The 22,710-nt window shown below is 41.9% G+C and carries 21 protein-coding genes; 8 read left to right on the top strand and 13 right to left on the bottom strand.

Translation table 11 applies throughout. The features are described 5' to 3' along the window. Positions 1–21 precede the first annotated feature (21 nt). Positions 22–804, bottom strand: a complete 783-nt coding sequence (locus G3341_RS01480) for an SDR family oxidoreductase (RefSeq protein ID WP_163860548.1) — start codon at positions 802–804, stop codon at positions 22–24. Positions 805–1,124: 320 nt separating this feature from the next. Here G3341_RS01480 and tolC point away from each other — a divergent pair, with 320 nt between their 5' ends. Beyond that, complete coding sequence (tolC, locus tag G3341_RS01475) at positions 1,125–2,477, top strand: outer membrane channel protein TolC (protein ID WP_163860547.1); 1,353 nt, start codon at positions 1,125–1,127, stop codon at positions 2,475–2,477. Between the two features lie 99 nt (positions 2,478–2,576). After that, positions 2,577–2,762, top strand: coding sequence for a hypothetical protein (locus tag G3341_RS20600; RefSeq protein ID WP_230085810.1), 186 nt, complete (start codon positions 2,577–2,579; stop codon positions 2,760–2,762). A gap of 217 nt (positions 2,763–2,979) precedes the next feature. Here G3341_RS20600 and polA read toward each other — a convergent pair whose 3' ends face one another. From polA to G3341_RS01450, 4 genes are all read right to left on the bottom strand, one after another. Beyond that, positions 2,980–5,769: a DNA polymerase I gene (gene polA, locus G3341_RS01465; RefSeq protein WP_163860546.1), complete on the bottom strand. Its 2,790-nt coding sequence runs from the start codon at positions 5,767–5,769 to the stop codon at positions 2,980–2,982. Positions 5,770–6,157: 388 nt separating this feature from the next. After that, positions 6,158–6,781 (bottom strand): thiol:disulfide interchange protein DsbA, encoded by a 624-nt coding sequence (gene dsbA, locus G3341_RS01460; RefSeq protein ID WP_154624382.1) that lies wholly within the window; start codon positions 6,779–6,781, stop codon positions 6,158–6,160. A 33-nt stretch (positions 6,782–6,814) separates the two neighbouring features. After that, positions 6,815–7,810, bottom strand: a complete 996-nt coding sequence (locus G3341_RS01455) for a serine/threonine protein kinase (RefSeq protein WP_163860545.1) — start codon at positions 7,808–7,810, stop codon at positions 6,815–6,817. A gap of 6 nt (positions 7,811–7,816) precedes the next feature. Then, a complete protein-coding gene (locus G3341_RS01450; RefSeq protein ID WP_154624380.1) occupies positions 7,817–8,086 on the bottom strand; it encodes a YihD family protein in 270 nt (89 codons plus the stop codon). 215 nt (positions 8,087–8,301) lie between these two features. Here G3341_RS01450 and mobA point away from each other — a divergent pair, with 215 nt between their 5' ends. Both mobA and mobB read left to right on the top strand, forming a co-directional pair. Continuing rightward, positions 8,302–8,895: a molybdenum cofactor guanylyltransferase MobA gene (gene mobA, locus G3341_RS01445; protein WP_163860544.1), complete on the top strand. Its 594-nt coding sequence runs from the start codon at positions 8,302–8,304 to the stop codon at positions 8,893–8,895. After that, positions 8,892–9,413, top strand: a complete 522-nt coding sequence (gene mobB, locus G3341_RS01440) for a molybdopterin-guanine dinucleotide biosynthesis protein MobB (RefSeq protein ID WP_163860543.1) — start codon at positions 8,892–8,894, stop codon at positions 9,411–9,413. Before mobA ends, mobB begins: the two co-directional genes overlap by 4 nt. Positions 9,414–9,530: 117 nt before the next feature. Here mobB and gorA read toward each other — a convergent pair whose 3' ends face one another. Both gorA and G3341_RS01430 read right to left on the bottom strand, forming a co-directional pair. Next, entirely contained in the window at positions 9,531–10,883 is a 1,353-nt protein-coding gene (gene gorA / locus G3341_RS01435) for a glutathione-disulfide reductase (protein ID WP_154624377.1), read from the bottom strand. Positions 10,884–11,142: 259 nt separating this feature from the next. Beyond that, positions 11,143–11,985, bottom strand: a complete 843-nt coding sequence (locus G3341_RS01430; RefSeq protein WP_154624376.1) for a 23S rRNA (adenine(2030)-N(6))-methyltransferase RlmJ — start codon at positions 11,983–11,985, stop codon at positions 11,143–11,145. Between the two features lie 234 nt (positions 11,986–12,219). Between G3341_RS01430 and G3341_RS01425 the strand changes: the two genes are divergently transcribed. Both G3341_RS01425 and yhjD read left to right on the top strand, forming a co-directional pair. Then, positions 12,220–12,621: a DUF1090 domain-containing protein gene (locus G3341_RS01425; RefSeq protein ID WP_154624375.1), complete on the top strand. Its 402-nt coding sequence runs from the start codon at positions 12,220–12,222 to the stop codon at positions 12,619–12,621. Positions 12,622–12,798: 177 nt separating this feature from the next. Beyond that, positions 12,799–13,794, top strand: a complete 996-nt coding sequence (yhjD, locus tag G3341_RS01420; protein ID WP_154624374.1) for an inner membrane protein YhjD — start codon at positions 12,799–12,801, stop codon at positions 13,792–13,794. A gap of 60 nt (positions 13,795–13,854) precedes the next feature. Here the strand turns inward: yhjD and G3341_RS01415 are convergent, their stop codons facing one another. Continuing rightward, a complete protein-coding gene (locus G3341_RS01415; protein WP_154624373.1) occupies positions 13,855–14,916 on the bottom strand; it encodes an NAD(P)H-dependent flavin oxidoreductase in 1,062 nt (353 codons plus the stop codon). A gap of 85 nt (positions 14,917–15,001) precedes the next feature. Between G3341_RS01415 and G3341_RS01410 the strand changes: the two genes are divergently transcribed. Together G3341_RS01410 and G3341_RS01405 are read left to right on the top strand one after the other, a co-directional pair. Continuing rightward, on the top strand, positions 15,002–15,874 hold the full coding sequence (locus G3341_RS01410; RefSeq protein WP_154624372.1) for a LysR family transcriptional regulator: 873 nt from the start codon (positions 15,002–15,004) through the stop codon (positions 15,872–15,874). Positions 15,875–15,982: 108 nt separating this feature from the next. Then, positions 15,983–16,987 carry a serine hydrolase domain-containing protein gene (locus G3341_RS01405; protein WP_163860542.1) on the top strand — a complete coding sequence of 335 codons (1,005 nt, stop codon included), beginning with the start codon at positions 15,983–15,985 and terminating at the stop codon, positions 16,985–16,987. A 56-nt stretch (positions 16,988–17,043) separates the two neighbouring features. On the opposite strand, the gene G3341_RS01400 is transcribed toward G3341_RS01405, so the two are convergent. From G3341_RS01400 to dppC, 5 genes are all read right to left on the bottom strand, one after another. Next, positions 17,044–18,540, bottom strand: a complete 1,497-nt coding sequence (locus G3341_RS01400; protein ID WP_154624370.1) for a M16 family metallopeptidase — start codon at positions 18,538–18,540, stop codon at positions 17,044–17,046. Positions 18,541–18,708: 168 nt separating this feature from the next. Then, entirely contained in the window at positions 18,709–19,404 is a 696-nt protein-coding gene (locus G3341_RS01395) for a HAMP domain-containing protein (protein WP_154624369.1), read from the bottom strand. 403 nt (positions 19,405–19,807) lie between these two features. Next, positions 19,808–20,812: a dipeptide ABC transporter ATP-binding subunit DppF gene (gene dppF, locus G3341_RS01390; protein ID WP_154624368.1), complete on the bottom strand. Its 1,005-nt coding sequence runs from the start codon at positions 20,810–20,812 to the stop codon at positions 19,808–19,810. Next, complete coding sequence (gene dppD, locus G3341_RS01385; protein WP_154624367.1) at positions 20,809–21,789, bottom strand: dipeptide ABC transporter ATP-binding protein; 981 nt, start codon at positions 21,787–21,789, stop codon at positions 20,809–20,811. The genes dppF and dppD overlap by 4 nt, the downstream gene beginning before the upstream one ends. Positions 21,790–21,801: 12 nt before the next feature. After that, entirely contained in the window at positions 21,802–22,704 is a 903-nt protein-coding gene (gene dppC / locus G3341_RS01380; protein ID WP_154624366.1) for a dipeptide ABC transporter permease DppC, read from the bottom strand. Between the last annotated feature and the right edge of the window lie 6 nt (positions 22,705–22,710).

Here is a 22,710-nt window from a genome sequence, read left to right as displayed (position 1 = left end):
ATCGAGCGAGATCAGGTTCACCTACAAAACAGTTTCAGGCAGTAATGCCCCACCATCAACGACAATCGTCTGTCCCGTAATATAGCCTGCGGCTTGCGAGGCTAAAAATACCATCGCGGCAGCAATATCCTCTGGTTCACCTAAACGGCCGAGAGGCACTGCCCTAGCTATATTTTGATTAAGTTGGTCATCCCCTAAATTGGCCATGGCAGGTGTACGGATCATTCCCGGTTCAACGCCATTTACCGTGATCCCAAAAGGCGCTAACTCCAATGCAGCTGACTTAATAAAACCATTAACTCCCGCTTTAGAGGCCGCATAATGCGTAAGTCCTGGGTAAGCAACTCTAGGGCCAGTGACAGATGAGGTGATTAAAATACGCCCACCGCCCTGCCTTTGCATAATCGGTTGAGCCGCTTGAGCCAAATAAAAAGGCGCCATTAAATTAACACTGAGTGTCTGTTGTAATAACGCCTCATCTATTTGCATAAATTCTGTTAGCGGAAAATAGGCGGCATTGTGTACCACAACATCTAATCGATGATATTGGCACTCTATTTTGGCTATCAAAGCGGTGATTTGTTGCCGCTGTGCACAGTCACAACCTTCCGCCTGAACGTTAAACCCTTTTGCGACCAATGAAGCTGCGGCTGCTTGCGCCTTTTGTAACTGCAAATCAGCCATCATCACGCAAGCCCCTAATTGAGCAAAGGCTTCAACAATCGCTAAACCAATACCTTGAGCTCCACCAGTAACTAGCACGACCTGCCCTTGAAATGCAGTTGAAGAAAATAAGCGTTCCATGATTCATCCTTTAGCTCTGAAATAAGCCTGACGCCATAAAAGATATTAGATTACATAAACGCTATATTGAGGGAAAAAAATGGACTGTGACAATCGTTCTTAGGTAGTAAATGCACATTATATTTGATAGTAAAATAATCTCATTTTGTACACTAACTTAATTAAGTTGGCTCACATAGTAAAACAGATACATTAAATTAAATTTTTAAATGTGATTTTTTATATTTACATTTTAATGGCTGATCTATAATTTAATTAAAATTTCTTTCTGACATCTCATTTAGACGAAACTGTAAAAAACGTATTAGGAATTAATACCAATGAATAAAATAATTAAATTATTTATTTTAATAAGCTCAATAATTATAGGTTTTAATTGTAACGCAGAGGATTTATTGGATATTTATAAAATAACGAAAGATAACAACCCCACATTAAAAAAAACAGAAAGTGAGCGTTATCAAGCCTATAAAAAAATAGATGAAGAGCGTAGCTCATTACTACCTCAATTAAAATTAAACGCGAATTCAAGCTATAAAAACAATGATGAAACAGATAATAATAAAAATATTAAAAACTCCGCATTATCCCTACAAATGACACAAGCTATAATCGATAGTTCCCAGTGGAAATCACTGTCTATTCAAGAAAAACAGGCCGCTATTTCAGATATTAACTATCAAATAAGCCAGCAAGATCTTCTTTTAGAAACGGCTATCTCTTACTTTAATATTTTAAAGTCTATTGATGCCCTCACTTACATAAAAGCCCATAAACTCGCGGTTTATCATCAGTTAGATCAAACCACACAACGCTTTAATGTAGGGCTAACGACCATCACTGACGTGCAAAATGCGAGAGCTAATTATGACAGCATCATTGCTCAAGAGGTTATAGGTTACAACGAATTGAAGAATTCAATTGAAATATTAAGAAAAATTAGTGGCGTACGATATACTCAATTAGCAAAACTCAATATTAATAAGTTACAACTCGCCAAACCCGATAATATCACCTTTCTACTTGAAAATGCTCGAATGAAAAACCTTAGCTTATTAAAATCTCGCCTGATACAAGAAATATCAAATGATAAGATATCCCTCGCCAAAAGCGGGCATTTACCTATAGTCACTTTAGAAGCTTCTACAGCCATCAATAACACTCGGCTAGACAAGAATAATATCGAAAACCAACATCGAATACATAACCATTCAGGGAAAAATAATGCAGCCCTCTCGTTAAATTTACCAATCTATCAAGGAAATACGGTTAATTCCCAAGTTAAGCAAGCTCAGTATGGTTTTCAGGCAGCAACAGAGCAACTTGAAAGTGATTATCGCAACGTCACCCAGCAAGTTAGCTCTTCATACAATAATATATTGTCGTCGATAAGTAGTATTAGAGCCTATAAGCAACTAATCATTTCGACACAAAGCTCATTAGATGCCACAGAAGCGGGTTATCAAGTAGGAACGCGCACTATTGTCGATATGTTGTCTGCCACTTCCGCCCTCTATCAGTCAAAAAAAAATTTATCGAATGCCCAATATGATTATTTAATCAACCAATTAAACATGGAATATTTACAAGGTTCCTTAAACGAAAATAGCATTCAGCGTATCAATAAAATGCTAGGCAATGAAATATCCATTGATGAACCAACAATGCAATAATTTATTTTAATTAAAACTTAATAAATTTCATTTTTATCACTCATCACGCTCTATGCCATTATTGCTTTTAAAGTCAAAATGAGCTCAAGGAAATCAACAGTGAAAGTAAATGAAATGTATTGCATTAAAAATGGAGAAGCGTTAATCATTTCGCCTTCACCACAAAAACGGAAAATAACCATTCCAAAATTAATGGCATCGAGTCGAGGGCAAAAAACAAAAGCTCATCACCGTCTAGATATTAATGGAAAGCAAGTTGCAATTGCTGAAGTTGATACTCGTTAGAATCAATATGGGGTTACTGTCATCAGTATATCATCTTGGTCTGAAATGATTGAGCCTAATACCCAAATGCAAATCATGGCTAATGAGAAAACATCCAAACATTCGTCTGTACTTAGTTATGTATTAGTATTAATAGAATAATATATAATTTCACAATAGATAATATAACTAAATAAAACTGAGTCGAATTAAGCATTCGACTCAGTTCAGACTCTCACTAGTGGGCTTCATCCCAGTTATCGCCAATACCGACATCAACCTTCAACGGTACATCAAGTTGCATACTTTGTTCCATCAACTCACGTATTTTGGCGGTCACACTATCAAGCTCTGACTCTTTGACTTCAAAAACCAATTCATCATGTACTTGCATGAGCATGTCAGCATGTGGTTTTTCGGTCTGTAACCAAGCATCCACCGCGATCATCGCTTTCTTGATGATATCGGCTGCCGTTCCTTGCATAGGTGCGTTGATCGCCTCACGTTCAGCCGCTTTTCGGCGCATACCATTGCTTGATTTAATATCCGCAAGATACAGACGACGTCCTTCTAGAGTTTCAACATAGCCTTGTTCAGAGGCTTGATGGCGTGTATTTTCCATATAACGCAACACGCCTGGGTAACGCTCAAAATAGAGGTCCATATAGCGTTGCGCTTCACCACGAGGGATCCCCAATTGGCGCGCTAATCCAAATGCGCTCATGCCATAAATCAAACCAAAGTTAATTGCTTTTGCGCTACGACGCTGATCACTCGTCACTTCATCCAAAGGCACACCAAATACTTCAGATGCCGTTGCACGGTGAATATCCTTACCTTCCGCAAATGCAGTTAACAACCCCTTATCTTGTGATAAGTGAGCCATAATCCGTAATTCGATTTGCGAATAGTCCGCCGCCACAACCTTATAGCCCTGACGTGCAATGAAAGCCTGTCGAATACGACGGCCTTCTTCCGTTCTAACAGGGATATTTTGCAAGTTAGGGTCACGAGACGATAAACGCCCTGTCGCTGTCACTGCTTGGTGATACGAGGTGTGTACCCGTTGAGTTTGCGGGCTGATCATCAACGGCAACTTATCTGTATAGGTTGACTTCAGTTTTGCAAGACTCCGATGTTCAAGTAACAACTTAGGCAATGCGTGATTCAGTGCTAACTCTTCAAGGACTTCTTCATTGGTGGAAGGTGCACCGCTTGGCGTTTTCTTCACAACAGGCAATTGCAGTTTCTCAAAGAGAATCGCTTGTAGTTGTTTTGGTGACGCAAGATTGAACTCTTCACCCGCAAGCTCAAAAGCCTCTTTCTCCAATTCCGCCAAACGTGCAGTGATCTCTTTCGATTGAGCCGCTAGCACCGCCGCATCGATTAATACCCCTTTACGCTCCATTCTGACAAGAACAGGCACTAAAGGCATTTCGATTTCACGGAAAACTTTATTCAACTTAGGCTCAGCTTCTAGCTGTGGATACAGAGCTTGATGGAGTAGCAAAGTCACATCGGCATCTTCTGCTGCGTAATTCGCCGCTTGTTCCAACGCAATTTGATTGAATGTCAGTTGCTTTTTGCCCTTTCCAGCGATTTCTTCGAAAGAGACGGTTTTATGGTTAAGATGGCGTTCCGCGAGGCTATCCATATCATGGCGCCCCATGCCCGCAACGCTGTTGAGTACATACGACTCCAACATCGTGTCGAATTCAATACCTTTAAGCTCAATATCGTAATTGAGTAACACCTCAGCGTCATATTTTAAGTTTTGCCCTACTTTCAAGATTTTTTCACTTTCCAGTATCGGCTTTAATACAGCCAAAACATCATTTAATGGCAGTTGAGCTGGTGCATCGAGATAATCATGACCTAAGGGTAGATAAGCCGCATAACCAGGTTCAATCGCAAAGGACATGCCGACTAAGTGAGCTTCTTGAGTATCTAAACTGTCGGTTTCAGTATCAAAAGCAAATAGAGATGCTGACGCTAATTTTTCTACCCAACGATCTAAATCTGCTTTTTCTAAGATCGTTTGGTAATTTTCCGCACTCAGTGTCGGAGCAGACATGACAGCTTCAATTTTCTTTTCTGTTTTACTTGCTGCTGCACTACTCTTCGCGCTTTTCCCCTCCATCCAAGTGCCATTTTCGACATCGGCTAACCAACGTTTAAATTCATAGCGGCTAAACAATTGATGAAGTTTTTCTGCATTTGGTTTGGTAATGGCAAGCTCTTCACAGCTTTTGTCTAACTCAACATCCGTTTTAATGGTTGCAAGTTGATAAGAGAGGAATGCAACTTCTCGATTTTCTTCCATTTTAGGGGCAAGTGTTTTTGAGCCTCTAAATCCAAGCGCCGCAATCTCATCTAAAGAATCATAAATCTTCTCTAAACTGCCGATCCCCTGTAATAAGGCAAGCGCTGTTTTTTCGCCAACCCCCGGAACCCCCGGAATGTTATCAGAGGAATCCCCCATTAAAGCCAAAAAGTCGATAATCAATTCAGGTGGTACACCATATTTATCAACCACTTCCTGTGGCCCTAATATCGTATTGGTCATGGTATTGATCAGCGTAATATTGGGTTCAACCAACTGCGCCATATCTTTATCACCAGTACTGATCAAGACAGGGATCCCTTTTTGACTCGCTTGTCTTGCAAGAGTACCAATCACGTCATCAGCTTCTACCCCAGAAACCACCAATAATGGTAAACCCATTGCTTCTACCATTTCGTGCAGTGGTGCTATTTGCTCACGCAAATCATCCGGCATGGGAGGACGGTGTGATTTATAACTTTCAAACAGTTCATCACGAAATGTTTTTCCCTTGGCATCAAAGACGACAGCCACATGGCTTGGCTGATATTGCATAATCAAGCTACGCAACATATTGAGCACACCATACATGGCACCTGTCGGTTCGCCTGCACTGTTAGTCAGAGGTGGAAATGCATGATAAGCGCGGTATAGGTAAGATGAGCCATCTACCAATATAAGAGGATTTTCTGCTATCTGAGCCATAATCTGTCATCATCTTTTTGTCAGGAATGAATAATGAATAGGATGCCACAATGTGGGCTTAGATACACGTTGAGTTTCAATTTCACCGACGATCCTTGCGACAATGTTGCCATTACGATGACAGGAATTGAGTGATTATTTTCCCTTTATCGACGATGAAACCTAACAAAATAACCTGTGGATAACTCTGTGGGCAAAATAATGTTATGCCTTAGATTCAATAACTAAGAAAAGATCAAGTAGTTAAACAAGAAAATGAAATCAATAAGTTAGAGCAAAGTCCATTGATCTAGCGCAAAAATAGTGTATGCGAGACATTGTGGATATTGATAACGGTGCGTAAAGAATCGTGAAATGTGGCGGCAAGTCCCGCCGCCACAAGGATAGGCTATTTTTTGTTGATCAAATAGTTCACAACATTGGAGAACTCTTTTCCATAATCAGCCGCATTCTCTACCGCAATCCCGTTATTACGGATTTGATATTTGCCATCAACAAACATCGCTGGAACTCCACGTAGCTTCAGATCTTGCGCAGCATTCTGCTGTTTAGACACCAGTGATTTGACGACAAAGCTGTTCAACGCAGCATCATATTCTTCACCACTCACACCAGCCTTAATGAAGGCGTTACGAATATCTTCTGGTGTATGAATAGATTGCGTTTTTTGGATACCTTCGAACAGAATAGGTGTCACTTTGTCTTCAACTTTTAATACCATCGCCACAGCCCAAGCTTGGGTCAGATTTGGACCTAACGGGCCTAAGAAATCAACATGATAGCGTTCCATTTTCACGCCTTCAGGCAGATTTTTTTCTACTGTCTGCGGTACTTTATAGACATTTTCAAACTGATAGCAATGTGGGCAATAAAAAGAGAAAAACTCTAATACCTGTGGCAGGTTTTGTACGGGTTGTTTGATCTCCGTATATTCTTTACCTTCAGAGTAATTTGCGGCAGCAGCCCCAAATGACATGGCAATACCAATTAAAGCCAACATGATTCTTTTCATATACTACGTTCTCCAAAAATAGTATTTATTTAATTAAAATTGAGAGTTCAACTGCAAAGGGGCTTCCTGCAATCGTTCAACTTGCAAAGCAAATTCGATTGATTGTTTTTGCCAGAAATCATCATCTTGTAACCATGAAAACGCCTTTGGAAAAGCAGGATCTTGCCAGCGACGAATGATCCATCCCAAATAATGCACCATTCGCATCGCTCTGAGTGGCTCGATCAATTTCAGTTCTTTGACATCAAAATCACAAAATTCATTATAGGCTTCCAGTAGCGTGTCCAACTGAATTAACTGTTCCTGACGAGAGCCATTTAACAGCATCCATAAGTCTTGCACCGCAGGGCCATTACGCGCATCATCAAAATCCACCAGCCAAGCCTCATCACGCCACAAAATATTGCCGGGGTGGCAATCCCCCTGTAAGCGTATTGCAGCCAATTCCGTTGGCCAAAGCCGTTTCGTCTGCTCTATCAATCTGTCGAGTGATTCAATGAATGCCGGTTTCCATCTTGGTGAAATCAATTCACTCTGAGCCATGATGTGCCTAGGTTGCTCGAGATACTCGGTAATGCCTAATTTAGGACGAAACGTGAAGTTGTTTTTCTTGCCCACTTGGTGGATCCGGCCTAATAAGCGTCCAACATCTTCAAGCTGAAATAAGTTATCAGTTTCATATTGACGCCCACCAATACTTGGAAAAACAGCAAACATGAAGCCACCGAATTCCAATACGGTTTGCCCTGAAAATTCGATGGGAGCAGCAACAGCTAATTCAGCCTCTTGTAATTCAAGCGTAAAATCATGCTCTTCTTGAATTTGTGAGCGATTCCAACGTTCGGGTCGATAAAACTTCACCACAAACCGTTTACGGTTTTCGTCCTGAAACTGGTAAACCCGATTTTCATAGCTATTAAGCTCAGTCAGGCCTGATTCAGGGTAGATACCCGCTTCCATGAGTGCATCAAGGATCAGGTCAGGAGAGATGCCACTAAAATGAAAATGAGAATGTTCAATATTATTCATGACGAATTAATCTTTTATGATACCACGAGCCCGCAGTAACGCGGTTTTGAAGTCTTCTTCATAATCTTTTTTCAAACCAGGTATAGCTTCATCACTGCTTTTATCACGCATTTTCAGATGATATATCAGCACATCATCCGTGAGGTCAGATAAAGGGCCTTTAAAACCCGCCTCATCTGCAAGTTTTTGCAGTAATTCCACTAAGTTCAGATCTGAATTGTCCTTCCATACAGGATGTAGAAGCTCAATAACTTCATTTAAACGATGGCATTTCATGTTTATTCCTTCATCACGAATATTGGGGCCAAATTACTTGCTATCATACAAGAGAAAAAGCGAATGGATGTCAATCTAAGTAAAGTTTAACTTTAATTCGCATGTACATTCGTTGATTTTATAGGAAAATGGAATAAATTTTAGCGAATACTATAACGAAATTTACTTTCATCTGTGTTGAAACCTTTTATTGAAGATAGTCAGGAAAATTGAATATGTTAGATAAGCAATCAATAACCGGTGTGATACTCGCTGGTGGGCTAGGCCGCCGTATGGGGGGGGTCGATAAAGGTTTAATATCACTTCGCGGTAAACCGCTTTATCAACATATTCTTGAACGCCTTCAGCCTCAGGTCGGAAAACTGGCGATCAATGCGAATCGTAACCAAGAATGCTACCAACAAAGTGGTTTTCCTGTTATTTCTGATCTCAATGCGGATTTCGCCGGACCATTAGCTGGCATGCAGGCTGGATTACATCATGCGACAACAGAATGGTTATTATTTGTTCCTTGTGATGTTCCTGATTTTCCGCTCACACTAGCTTCAACCCTGTTTCAATCAAAAGGCGATAGCCTCGCTTGTTATGCTAATGATACAGTACGTGATCATCCGACTTTTGCCTTACTCCATCGTTCTTTAGCACCTTCGTTGGATGAATATCTCGCAAAAGGGGAACGAAAATTAATGTTATTTATGCGGGAAGTTGCAGCAAAATGTGTAATTTTCCCTCCACAATCGGGCTCTTTTGCTAATTTAAACACACCAGAAGATAGCCGCAACTGGGAACAGCAACAAAAAGAATCATGAACCAAAAATCTCTACCTCTACTGGGTATCACGGCCTACAGTGGTACTGGCAAAACAACGCTATTAAAAAAAGTGATCCCATTACTACGGCAACGTCACCTCCGTGTCGGCTTAGTCAAGCACACGCATCACGATATGGATGTTGATAAACCGGGTAAAGACAGTTATGAATTGCGTAAAGCAGGTGCCGACCAAACACTCGTCGCCAGCCAAAAACGTTGGGCGCTCATGACGGAAACGCCAGATAATGAAGAAGAATTAGACCTACATTACCTCGCGAGCCGTTTTGATCCACACTCACTGGATCTCATTTTAGTGGAAGGTTTTAAGCATGAGGCGATCAATAAGATCGCTCTGTTTAGAGCTGAGGTGGGTAAACCCCTCGATGGCTTAATTGATCAACATGTGATTGCTGTAGCAAGTAATCAAATTATTGATACTGTCTTACCGCAACTGGATATTAACAATCCTGAACAGATCGCTGACTACATTGTTTCTTGGTGGCAAAAAAGCCAATAAATTTAAGCGTATTATTAAAATAATATGCTTAATGTCTTATCAGCATGAGCCATTAAATAACAAAGGCTGAACCTACACGTTCAGCCTTATCTCGTTGAATGACCTAAAACGGGTGTTTTAACGCATTGTCACGAACTCTTCCGCCGCTGTTGGGTGGATAGCCACAGTATTATCGAAATCTTTCTTGGTTGCCCCCATCTTCAGCGCAACAGCGAATCCTTGCAAGATTTCATCCATACCAAATCCAATACCATGAATACCAACAATTTTTTCATCCGCCCCTGCACAAACTAATTTCATGCGGCATGGCTGACGATGGGAAGTCACTGCTGTATACATAGCGGTAAAGGACGACTTATAACATTTAACCTGATCAGCACCGTATTTCTCAATAGCTTCAGGCTCCGTTAAACCAACGGTTCCAATAGGTGGATGGCTAAATACAACGGTTGGAATATTACTATAGTCTAAATGCTCATCAGGTTTGTTATTAAACAAACGTTCTGAAAGGCGACGACCCGCGGCAACCGCGACTGGCGTTAATTCAACCGCGCCCGTGTTATCACCTACGGCATACACGCCAGCAACATTGGTATTTTGATATTTATCGACTTTGATGTAGCCTTTTTCATTCAGCTCAACACCTGTCGCTTCAATATTCAAGTTATCTGTCATTGGTTCACGCCCAATAGCCCAGATCAAGGCATCAACAGTGTGTTGTTTGCCATTTTCGAGTTTCAACGTCAGTGAGCCATCTGCATTTTTCACAACTTCTTTTGGCACTGACTCTGTATGCAAAGTGGGGCCTTCGGTATTCATGACTTCAACTAAAGTTTCAACGATCAGCGGGTCGAATGAGCGTAATGGAGCGTGTTTACGCACAAACAAGTGTGCTTCGCTACCAAGACCATTTAATACCCCAGCTAACTCAACCGCGATATAGCCCGCACCAACAACAGCAACACGTTTTGGCAACGCTTCTAACTCAAAGAAGCCATCTGAAGTCATGCCATATTCAGCACCAGGGATGGCAGGGATCACTGGACGACCACCTGTTGCAATCAAAATATGGTCTGCTGTATAAATTTCACCATCGACTTCAACGGTATGTGCGTCAACAAAACGAGCAAATCCCTTGATCACATCAACCTTATTATTGCCTAACACACGATCATAAGACTGGTGGATACGATCAATATAAGCAGTACGACTTGCAATTAATGTTTTCCAATCAAACCGATTAATTGTGGTGTCAAAACCATAGTCAGGGCCGTAAGCACGGATAGCTTCAGAAATTTGTGCGGCATGCCACATCACTTTTTTTGGAACACATCCTACGTTTACACAGGTTCCACCTAATTCTTTCGCTTCGATCAGGGCACACTTTTGTCCATACATCGCTGCACGGTTCATAGAAGCAATGCCGCCACTACCACCACCAATTGCAATATAGTCGTAATGTTTACTCATAACTTGGTTATCCCATTTTGATTAATTAAAAAGCTATACTCGTTGACTTCTTCAAGTAGCAGCGCTACACGCTAAGATCGGCTATTGACGCCTAATGGCACTCATCACACAACTGACCCTATGCTTAGCCACTTGTTCACTGATCACCTAGCTACACGTCGAATTATTTAGCGTAAAACATGTCCGATTATGCTAATTATCCCTCTAAGCACAATAGTTTCAATAGGTAGGTATTACCTCTCAATGTAATAGCTTTTACCTATTCTGGTACGATCCATTCGACCAATGTATGCCCAGTTCCCTCTGGAACAAGAGTTTGATGCAACCAAGGCAGCACTTTTTTCATCTGCTGTTCTAGCTTCCAAGGGGGATTGATCACAATCATACCTGACGCGGTCATGCCTCGTTGATCGCTATCAGGACGCACCGCTAATTCAATTTGTAGAATTTTACGGATCCCAGTCGCCTCTAATTGGCTGATCATTCTTTTGATCTGTTGACGCAATACAACGGGATACCATATCGCATAAGTCCCCGTCGCAAAACGTTTATAGCCCTCAACAATGCCCTTCACTACCGCTTCATAATCTGATTTCAACTCATAGGGTGGATCCATCAACATAAATCCACGGCGGCTCGGAGGTGGCAATTTTGCTTTTAATTGCTGATAACCATCTTCTTTCGAGACTTGGGCACGATTGTCACGAGAAAACTCTGCACGCAATAAGGGATAATCTGTAGGGTGTAATTCAGTCAGTACGAGTTTGTCTTGCTCACGTAATAAGTATTTCGCTAATAGCGGTGAGCCGGGATAATAACGTAGTCGCCCATTGTCATTCATGCGACGCACGATATTCATATAAGGGAGTAATTCCTCTGGTAGGTCTGGTTGTTCCCAAATACGTGCGATCCCTTGCAGATACTCACCTGTTTTCTCTGCATGTTCTCCCGTCAATTGATAACGGCCAGCCCCTGAATGAGTATCCACATACAGGAAAGGTTTTTCTTTCTCTTTAAGAGATTCAATAATGAGGCTTTGAACAGTGTGCTTTAACACATCCGCATGATTGCCTGCGTGAAAACTATGGCGGTAACTTAGCATGACACTCTTATTTCCTGAGGACATTCAACACTAGCCACGTATGGCTACTATCAAATAGATTCTTTAAAGACAGCCTGTTGAATAAAAATAGACCGAATGATTTGTTCTGATTCTGCACCATTATAGCCAACTTTTTATCAAATTAGCACCATTCCTATTTTGACAAAATAGTGATGACGTCAATACAATAAAAAGCTATCCTAACTAAAATTTCAATATAATTAAGGACAGAAAATGCGTAAAACACTCATGACCACAATGACTACGGTATTAATTTTAGCAGGGACATCCGCAATGGCCGCGAGTCCAAATAATGGCTGCCAAATTAAAAAGCAGAAGATTGAAACGCAAATCGAATATGCTAAAAAGCACGGTAACACACATCGTATAGCTGGGCTACAAAGAGCGCTTGATAATGTTAATACCTACTGTACTCCTGAATCACTTTACCGTGATAGCCAAAAAAATGTCGCGGAAAAACAAGAAAAAGTGCAAGAAAGGGAAGCTGAATTACTCGAAGAAAAACAAAAAGGTGATAGCGGTAAAATTGCCAAACGCGAGCGTAAATTAAAAGAAGCTCAAGAAGAGCTGAAAGAAGTACAAGCGGAATTAGAAACCTATAAAACAGGTTTATAATACTGTGTAATCCTCCCATATTCTTTGTCTAATTGCGCCTTATTTTACAACAATATGACTCCCCTTAATGCCTACTTAATCGATAAAAATAGGCATTAAGGTGAAAAATTTTACCAGTTTGAGCTATAGTATGGTGAAAATTAAGCGAAATTAGACAAGATGTAGAAAGAGGAACGAATGTCGAATATGCAGGATAAAGAGCAAAAAGACGCTGGTAAATTAAAATCTTCACTAAATAAAAGTATCGATAATAGTAAAAAAGCGCTTACCTTTTCGATGAAGGTCGTGAATTTTATTTGTGCGATACCTTTTATTGCACACCTTATTCGCACCGCCCAACGGTTTACTGACCGCATGGGGAATCAGTTCGGTGCTGCTATTACCTATTTTTCGTTCCTCTCTTTAATTCCTGTATTAATGTTCACCTTTGCCGCTGCCGGTTTTGTGTTAGCCAGTAACCCTGAATTACTTGAACGTTTAGTGCGTGGTATCTCAGCCAATATCAGCGACCCAACCTTGGCAAATACTTTAGAAAGAACAATAGATACCGCAATTCGCCAACGTACCACCGTGGGTTTAACCGGTTTAGCGTTAGCCGTCTATTCTGGAGTCAATTGGGTGAATAATTTACGCTTGGCAATTTTAGCGCAATCCCGCCCAGTCTGGGAGCGTAATGAAGATGAACACGAAAAAATTTATTTCCGCTACTTACGTGATTTTCTCGCTTTAATTGGTTTACTGATCGCCTTAATCGTGACAATTACACTAACCTCTGTCGCGGGTTCAGCGCAAGCCACCATAGTAAGAACACTAGGTTTAGACAGCATCGAATGGTTAAGACCTGTTTGGACATTGATCGGCCTTACTATTTCAATTACAGCTAACTTCTTGCTCTTTTTATGGATCTTCTGGATTTTACCACGCATGCAGCATCGCCGTTCATCATTATTGAAAGGCACTTTACTGGCGGCAATTGGTTTTGAAGTGATTAAATCAGTGATGACATGGATTTTACCAAATTTGGCTTCATCACCGTCCGGAGCAGCTTTTGGTTCTGTTTTAGGCCTAATGGCATTTTTCTATTTCTTTGCCAGACTCACACTATTCTGTGCTGCATGGATAGCCACAGATGAGCCAAAAGACACGACAGATAAAGAAGCAGTAACCCCTTAACACCATGCGGGATGGCGAAAATAGCCATTATTGCCATCCCGCTGCTGCCTTAAATATCGTTCAATTTTCCATCTCTGACACCAGTGTTTCTATCAACCTTTTTGCGGGCATCTCTCGTGCTTTCATTGCATTTTTCCCTGCCCAATGTGCGGCAAAACCCTCATTACCTATTTTGCTGGCTGCTGCATGCAACTGTTTTCCGATATCATAGGCGATGGGATAATCAGGTATGAGTGGGCACTCATCAACCTGTGTCATTTGTATGAACTGATTAACAATACCTCTGGCTGGTCGGCCTGAAATTGCCGCGGTTAAGGCCGTATTCTCCGCGTTTTTACTGTTTAAATTCCGCCGATAACCTTCATTCGCGGCTGATTCAGGACATAATATAAACGCAGTTCCCAATTGAGCGGCTGCGGCTCCACGTTCCAAAACTGCGATAATATCTTGTCCACTCATTAATCCCCCCGCCGCAATAAGAGGAAGCCGAGTGTGTTGAGCCAACAATTCAACCAAAGCTAATGTGGTAATGCCTTCATCCTGAGCCTGAACATCAAACATACCTCGGTGCCCACCCGCTTCAATACCTTGTGCTACAATTGCATCAATACCGGCTTGTTCAATCAACTGTGCTTCTCTTAAATTAGTTGCTGTCGCTAACGTGTAAATCCCTTGAGACTTGAGCTGACTAATAGCCTGTTTATCCGGAATGTTGAAATGAAAACTGACCACCGCGGGCTTCATTTCGAGTAGCAAAGCCAACATATCAGGATCATCCAAGAATGAGGTATACACTTGGTTTAATTGCTTGGGGGGGAGTGCATTGAATTTGCTGAATTGATCAGCAAAATAGTGGATCCATGCTTGCTCTATTTCAGTGTTGCGTACCGGCGTTGCATGGCAAAATACATTTACATTGAAAGGCTTGGTTGTTAAGGCTTGAGTTTGAGCAATTAGCTGACGGGCTTGAGATAGCGAGCTTGCACCAAGTCCCAATGACCCTAAACCTCCTGCCTCAGAGACTGCCGCTGCTAATGCTGGTGTTGAAACACCCGCCATAGGTGCTTGAATTATCGGATATCGCAAGCCTAAACGCTGTAGAAATAATGTTGAATGAACCATTGTCTTTCCTTTATCACAAAGTAGGGTTACACTTATTATTCTTTTATTAAGAATAAATATAGCACCATATTCACAAAAAAAGAAAATGAACTCTGAATCGCTAAAAATATTTTGTATGGTTGCTGAGGAACTCAGCATTACACGGGCAGCGACTCGCTTAGGCAGAGTGCCATCGAACATTACCACTCGAATCCAGCAGCTTGAAACGGATTTGGGGGAACAGCTGTTTATTCGCCAAGGCAAACAGATGCAATTGTCGCAGGCAGGCTTACGCTTTTTGCAATATGCATACCGATTACTTGCCTTAGAACAAGAAGCACGTCATGTCACCAGTTTAGGTAAGGAAGGCGGTCAACTCAGAATAGGCAGTATGGAAAGTACAGCGGCATGTCGTTTGCCACAACCTTTAGCGACCTACCATAAACAATATCCTGAAACACAGCTTTGCTTAACCACAGGCACTACCCAAGCGTTAATAGATCAAATACGCACTGAAAAATTGGATTGTGCTTTTGTCGCTTTACCACCTGATTTGTATGACCTCTCCCAATTCAATGAAATAGGGATACAAACAGAAAAATTATGGCAAGAACGACTTGTTCTCTTACTTCCTGAACAAGATAAAGCCGCTAAGGCTGCTGAAGATATCCAAACTCGCTCACTGGCTACTTTTGCTCATGGCTGTAGCTACCGCTATCTTGCTGAGCAATGGTTAAACATTCCAAACCAACTAAATTGGCATATTCAGCAACTCAATTCCTACCATGCCATGGTCGCTTGTGTCAGTGCAGGAAGTAGTGTTGCCCTGCTACCTAAACAATTACTCGAATCCATGTCCCATGAGAAACTCGCGCTTGCAACGCTTGATGTTGCCTTATGCCATACTTATTTGATTTATCGCTCAGATTACCATGTGCCTGCATTCGCTGCCTTTAAAGCTTTAATGTTAGCTGAATAAAACACAATAGAGCCTTTCTGAACACATGCTAAGCTGATTATTCCAGTATGTTATAACTAGACGAATACACTCAGGTCATCTCGGAATATCAGAGGCATTGGCATAAAAATGATAACAACAGACTCTATTCAGCAATTAGAAAATTTATCCTGCGGCGTTGTGCTGTACTATCACAATCAAGCAAAAGCCACTACCGGCACTTTTTGTGCGAGAGGTAGTGATTTGGCAGGCAATCCCCTAACCGTTGACACACCGTTACGTATTGCCAGTAATACAAAAACATTTACAGCAGCTGCGGTGCTTCGATTAGCCGAAATGGGAAAATTGTCGCTAGATGATGCGATATCACAACATATCGCCACCGAATTTAATCAATTACTTTGTCATCGTTATGCGACAGACCACATTAGCATTCGCCACTTACTCAATCATAGTAGTGGACTTTGTGATCATGCCGATGAACATTATCTCAAACGAGTACTCGCAAGACCTGACTATCAATGGACTCGACTGGAGCAAATGCAAATATACGCCCGTAAATCGTTTCCATTTGTCGCTCCTTCAGAAACATTCATCTATTCAGATACCGGTTATATTTTATTAGGTGATATTATCGAACGCATAACGGGTCAATCACTCGGTCATGCCGTGAGAACACTATTAAAGTTCCATAAAATCGGACTAGATAGCGCTTATTGGGAATGCCTTGAGCAACCGACAACGCAAGCGCCCCGTGCTCGCCAATATTTGAAAGATTTTGAAGGAACACATATTCATGCGTCTATGGACCTCTACGGCGGTGGCGGTCTCATTACCTCTTCTCGACAAATGGCTCGCTTTCTCGAAGCGCTATTTAATGGTGAGATATTTGATAACCCAGAGACACTCAATACGATGCTGAGCGTGGGGACCCATGAAGGTGCACAAGCGTATCGTTTAGGTCTAATGGCAAGTGTCGTCAATGGCGTAACGCTTTATTCGCATCTTGGCTTTTGGGGGTCTGCCGCCTATTACGCCCCTGAAAGCAAAATAAGTGCAGCAGGTTTTGTCGATGACAGAGAGTCTCGTGAAACGTTAATTCAGGTTATTGAAACATTACTGACACAACGCTAACAAACATACCATGTGATAAGTCAATAGCCCCTTATTAGGGGCTATCCGGAAACTCACTATTGTGTCGCTTTAGCGGGTTCAGTGGCTACCGTAGGCTCAGTTTCAACAGCCGAAGCCGGCTCTGCTTGTGGCCACAACACTTTGGTAAATTTCTGACGAATTTGTTCTGCATCCATCAGCTGTTTATCTTTTGGTTGAGTCAAAACAAACGCCGCTTCTTGAGACAATAAACGACGCACTTCCATATTTACTTGCTCAAGCGTTTGACCAGCAAGGAAAGATTGGCGTAAACGTTGATACTGCTCAGGTGCAATATCAACCACTCCATTTTGCTGAGAAATCAGACGCTGGCCGGCTAATACATCCGTACTGGTACGCGCATATGCGGCAAAGAGTTGTGATAACTGAACTTGCTTCTCATTGATCATTTCATTAAATAATTCAGGTGAAATGCCATTTTGGTCAACCGTTGAAAGCTCATTCAGCACGACATCAGCAACTGCCATCATTTTTTCAGGTGGCGCGTTAACGGTAAGTGTACAGCTTGCCTTTTGATACTGTACTCGGCAATCTAAATTAGAGGAGACCTCATCTTGACTAAACTTTTGATTAAAGGTTTTTTGCAAGGAACGATACAGTGCTTCACGCGCCAAATCACTACCCCAGTAACGCAATAGCACCGCAGAATCATTAATCGGTTGCCAGTCGATATCCCAAATCAATGACAAACTATCCTTCGATTGTTTATCTTGCAAAATATCAATGGATTGAGGCTTAACCTGTGATAAAACCGCTACTGAGACAGGCTCTGAGCGCTTGCCTTCTAAAGATGAAAACGTTTGTGTGATATAGTCAGACAGCATGCGAGCATCTACATGGCCTGCAACATAGAGTGTCATCACATCCGGTGTGTACCATTTTTGATAAAAAGCATTCACACTTTCTAAATTCACATTATCACTAATCTTTTGGCCGGGATCATACCCCATCATCGCAGAACCTTTTAAACGAGCACGCCAGACTGGGTCTGTAGCATCAAGAGGTAATGTGGCAACAGGTGCATTTGTCACTGTTAACCCATTATGCAATGATGTTTCTGTATAGGTTGCGCCCGCAGCAGAAGTTGCCAACCAGTTTAGCGCTTGTTTAAGAAGTTCAGGCTTATTATGCGGTAAACTTAAACTGTAAATTGTGTAGTCATACGAAACAACCGCTGGGGGAATGGGTACATCAGGATCAGTCGCCTGACGCCAAAAATTTTGTAATGTCGCCGCTGGAAATGCTTCAGTTTGGTGTAGTAATGCCATTTTCGGGATTAAATAGCTATACCCCTTTTCACTCGCTTTTTCTGATAGTGAGCCAGCCTTGATGGCTAACCTAAGCTGAATTCGGTCATTTGGACGTTGTGGTGTTTGTAGCAGTTGCCAACTGAAGCCATTCTCAAGCTTTCCTTGTTGCCATGCTGGATCAGGCTGTAATGGTTCAGCACTCGCAAAGCCAGCGACTGACAATAGCACCACACTGAAGATATACCGAATTTTCGAACCCTGCATGTAGACCCCTATGTATTTTCTATCCTTGTATTTAACCGCAAAAAATGACTGACAAATTAACGAAAAGCGTTAATTATAGGGTTAAATGATATGGTTGGGTCGCATACAATATTAATGACACCAACTATTTACGATATTAGACCACAAAGCTCATCACATGTTCATGACTTAGTCTGAATTTTGCTTTTTTCTTTGGCGGTTATAATTCTTCGCCAAAAGACCAATCTCGTCATCCTCATGATAATTTGGCACTGCGATATCGTGATTATCATCATCCTGTAATTCTAGCGCAATTTTGCGTAATGGCCTGACGATCATTCTACTGACACACCATGTCATTGCTATCGCGATAATTAAGACCAATAGCAAATAGGTTGTAATCATCAGCGCTAATGTATTAACCGCGAAACGATAGACCCGATTAGAATCAACTTGGAGTGTTAAATACCCCTGTGGTTTTGCTGTCAGAATGGTATTCCCATATGCGTACAAAGGTACTGTCATTTCTACTGGAATACCTGCAAATTTTATTGCCCAATCAGGAATTGGCCTAGCGGTTGCAAAATCTAAATTCATAACGGTTGCACCATCTACCGTCACAATGGCTTTCCCCATAATACCCGATGTTTTCAGGCTTACGAGTAACCTTTTAACCTCGTTCAAATCTGAACTGAGCAACGAATCCGTTAATGGTTTTTGGATCTGCACTACAGCATTGCTCAATTGGTCAAGATAGTCATTTTTTCTTTGATCAAGTAAGTAACTAAATTGAATTCCCAAAAAAAGGGCGAGTGAACTTAACGTGATCACAAAAAATACGATCATGCTTTTTAACGTTAGTGAACGCTGAACTCGGGCCTTCATTTTTCCGAAACCTTATTTATCAAGCTTCTTTTCAATTTAATATTCTTGCTGCTTAAATGGCTATGTTTTCAACAAGGACAAATGGCTTCTGACCGTTATCCTTTTGACCCAGTATATAGCAACCTATATACAGGCACGCTTCACCCATATTATCTTATAGCAACTGAATACAGATAGTTATTTAAGCTAAATAATGAAAGTTTAGGTACCGTTACCAGAAGATAAGTTTACGGGGTATAGGATATCGTTAGCCAAAACCCAGTATACTTGATTTTATCGGGAAAAGAGCAGTTAAAAATGAAAGTTTATGTAATTAGGACAAAGGGGCAGTTGGCATCGGTATCTATAAAGGCATAACGCTGGATAACGGCAAAAAGAGCACACTTTTTGCCGTCTTAACCCCTTAACTCACTACTAACGTATTTTTTTCATCTTCTTCTACTGCAAAACACGCCACTAACTGACCATCATACTCTTTAAGTGAAGGCTGGAATTGCGTGCATTGCCCAAACGCTCTGCGGCAACGAGCAGCAAAAGCACATCCTGGCGGTGGATTCAATGGACTTGGTAATTCTCCAGTCAGCTTTATACGCTCACGGCGTGAACTTGGATTCAAGCGTGGCGTTGCGGATAGCAAGGCTTGCGTATAAGGGTGCAAAGGATTATTAAAAATTTGCTCTTTGGTTCCCTTTTCTACACAGCGCCCTAAGTACATCACCATGACTTCATCAGCAATATGCTCAACGACTGAAAGATCATGTGAAATAAACACATAAGAAAGCCCAAGCTCCTGCTGTAAATCCATCATTAAGTTAAGTACCTGAGCACGGACAGAGACATCCAGCGCAGAAACAGGTTCATCTGCAACAACGACATCAGGATCAAGCATTAACCCTCTTGCAATCGCAATACGCTGACGCTGCCCGCCCGAAAACATATGCGGGTAACGCTCATAATGCTCTGTTTTTAAACCGACTTTTGCCATCATTGATAAGACTTTTTCTCTACGTTGCTCTTTAGACAATGGCGTATTAATCAATAACGGCTCTTCCAGTATTTGCCCAACTTTTTTACGTGGATTCAACGAGCCATAAGGATTTTGGAACACAATTTGAATTTTTTGACGGCGTAATTTTTCTGCTGTTTTATCTTTTACCAATAAATTTTGATCTTGATAATACAGCTCACCTTCCGTCGGTTGCTCAATCATGGTTAATAAACGACCTAGTGTCGATTTACCACAACCAGACTCCCCAACCACCGCAAGCGTTTTACCTTTTTCAAGTTCAAATGAAACGCCATCTAATGCTTTTACTAGCTTTTCAGCCGAAAATAGACCGCTTTTTGCTGAGTAATATTTTTTTAAATTGACGGCCTGTAGTAATGGTTTATTTTGCTTTTCGCTCATAATGTCGGCCTCCCCATATCATCCAAAGGCATGTGACATTTCACCTGCCTATCCCCAATAGAGCGCAGCTCAGGCTCCTCTATACGGCAGCGTTCTGTCGCATATGGACAGCGAGGATTCAACAAGCAACCTTGTGGCCGATCATATTTGCCAGGAACAACGCCAGGTAAAGAAGCGAGCCGAGATTTATTCGTTGAAAACTCGGGTAATGCACGTAATAACGCTTGAGTATAAGGATGTCGTGGAGATTTAAAGATATCGGAAGCTTTTGCAGATTCAACAACTTGACCTGCATACATCACAATAATGTGGTGTGCCGCTTCCGCGACTAAGGCAAGGTCATGTGTAATCAAGACCAATGCCATATTTTCTTGCTGCTGTAATTCAAGCAACAATTCAATAATTTGAGCTTGAATGGTTACGTCAAGAGCAGTCGTGGGTTCATCTGCGATCAAGAGTTTTGGTCGACATGCAATAGCCATTGCGATCATCACACGCTGACTCATCCCTCCGGACAGTTGGTGAGGATAAACGTCAAGCCGTGATTGCGGATCAGGGATCCCCACCATCGTCAGCAAGTCAATCGCACGTTGCTTGCGTGTACTCTTGCTACCACCTTGGTGCACTTTCAGGGCTTCCATAATCTGATAACCCACAGTAAAGCAAGGGTTAAGACTCGTCATAGGATCCTGAAATATCATTGCGACATCTGCACCAACAATCTGTCTACGCTCTTTTTCTGGAATCGACAGTAAATCCCGTCCATCAAATTGCAATGCATTTGCCATCACTTTGCCGGGGTAGTCAATCAACCCCATAATTGCCAAGGAACTCACCGATTTCCCTGAACCGGATTCACCAACGATACCGACAACCTGACCTTTCTCAACGCGATAGCTAATGCGGTCAACGGCGCGGAACGGAGTAGCTTCATCACCGAAGTGTACCGAAAGTTGTTCTACATTTAACAATGCCATTAGATTACCTCATTACTGCTTGAGTTTTGGATCAAATGCATCACGTAAACCATCACCCATCAGGTTAAACGCTAATACAGTCAACAAAATTGCTAAACCTGGAAAGGTGACCACCCACCATGCACTTTGAGCGAATTGCAGCACATCCGATAACATTGTGCCCCACTCTGGTGTTGGTGGTTGCGCCCCCATACCAAGGAACCCTAAAGCAGCCATATCTAAAATAGCATTAGAAAAACCAAGCGACGCTTGAACAATTAACGGTGCCAAACAGTTAGGTAAAATATTGACAAACATCTGGCGGACAGCACCTGCCCCCGCAACACGAGAAGCCGTCACATAATCGCGATTAACTTCAACTAATACAGCAGCACGGGTCAATCGAATATAGTGTGGCAGTGCTACGAAGGTTAAAGCAATCGACGCATTCACAATAGACGGGCCAAAAATAGCGACCAACACAAGTGCCAGCAGTAAGCTTGGTAGTGCTAACATGATATCAACGACACGCATAATAATGGCATCGACCACACCACCGAAGTAACCCGCAATCACTCCAAGCGCCACCCCAGAAATTAACGACAGGACGACGACTAAGCAGCCGACCAGCAGAGATAAACGGGCGCCATACATCAAACGTGATAACAGGTCACGCCCGACATCATCCGTACCTAAAATAAATTGCCAACTTCCTCCATGTTCCCAAACAGGTGGAACCAATAAGAAGTCACGGAATTGTTCATCGGGTGCATGAGGTGCCAGCACCCCAGCAAAAATAGCAATTAAGATCATTAAGATGATATATATCATCCCAATAACAGCGCCTTTATTGCGTTTGAAATAATGCCAAAACTCTTGAAATGGTGTCATCGGCTTAGGGGCGCTGACAACCGTTGGCTCAGTAGATTGAGACATTTTAGC

Origin of the sequence: Providencia vermicola (genome assembly GCF_010748935.1) — a bacterium.
GTDB classification, from domain to species: domain Bacteria; phylum Pseudomonadota; class Gammaproteobacteria; order Enterobacterales; family Enterobacteriaceae; genus Providencia; species Providencia zhejiangensis.
Note: the sequence above shows the minus strand (reverse complement) of the source record. Positions and strands in the feature narration are given on the sequence as shown.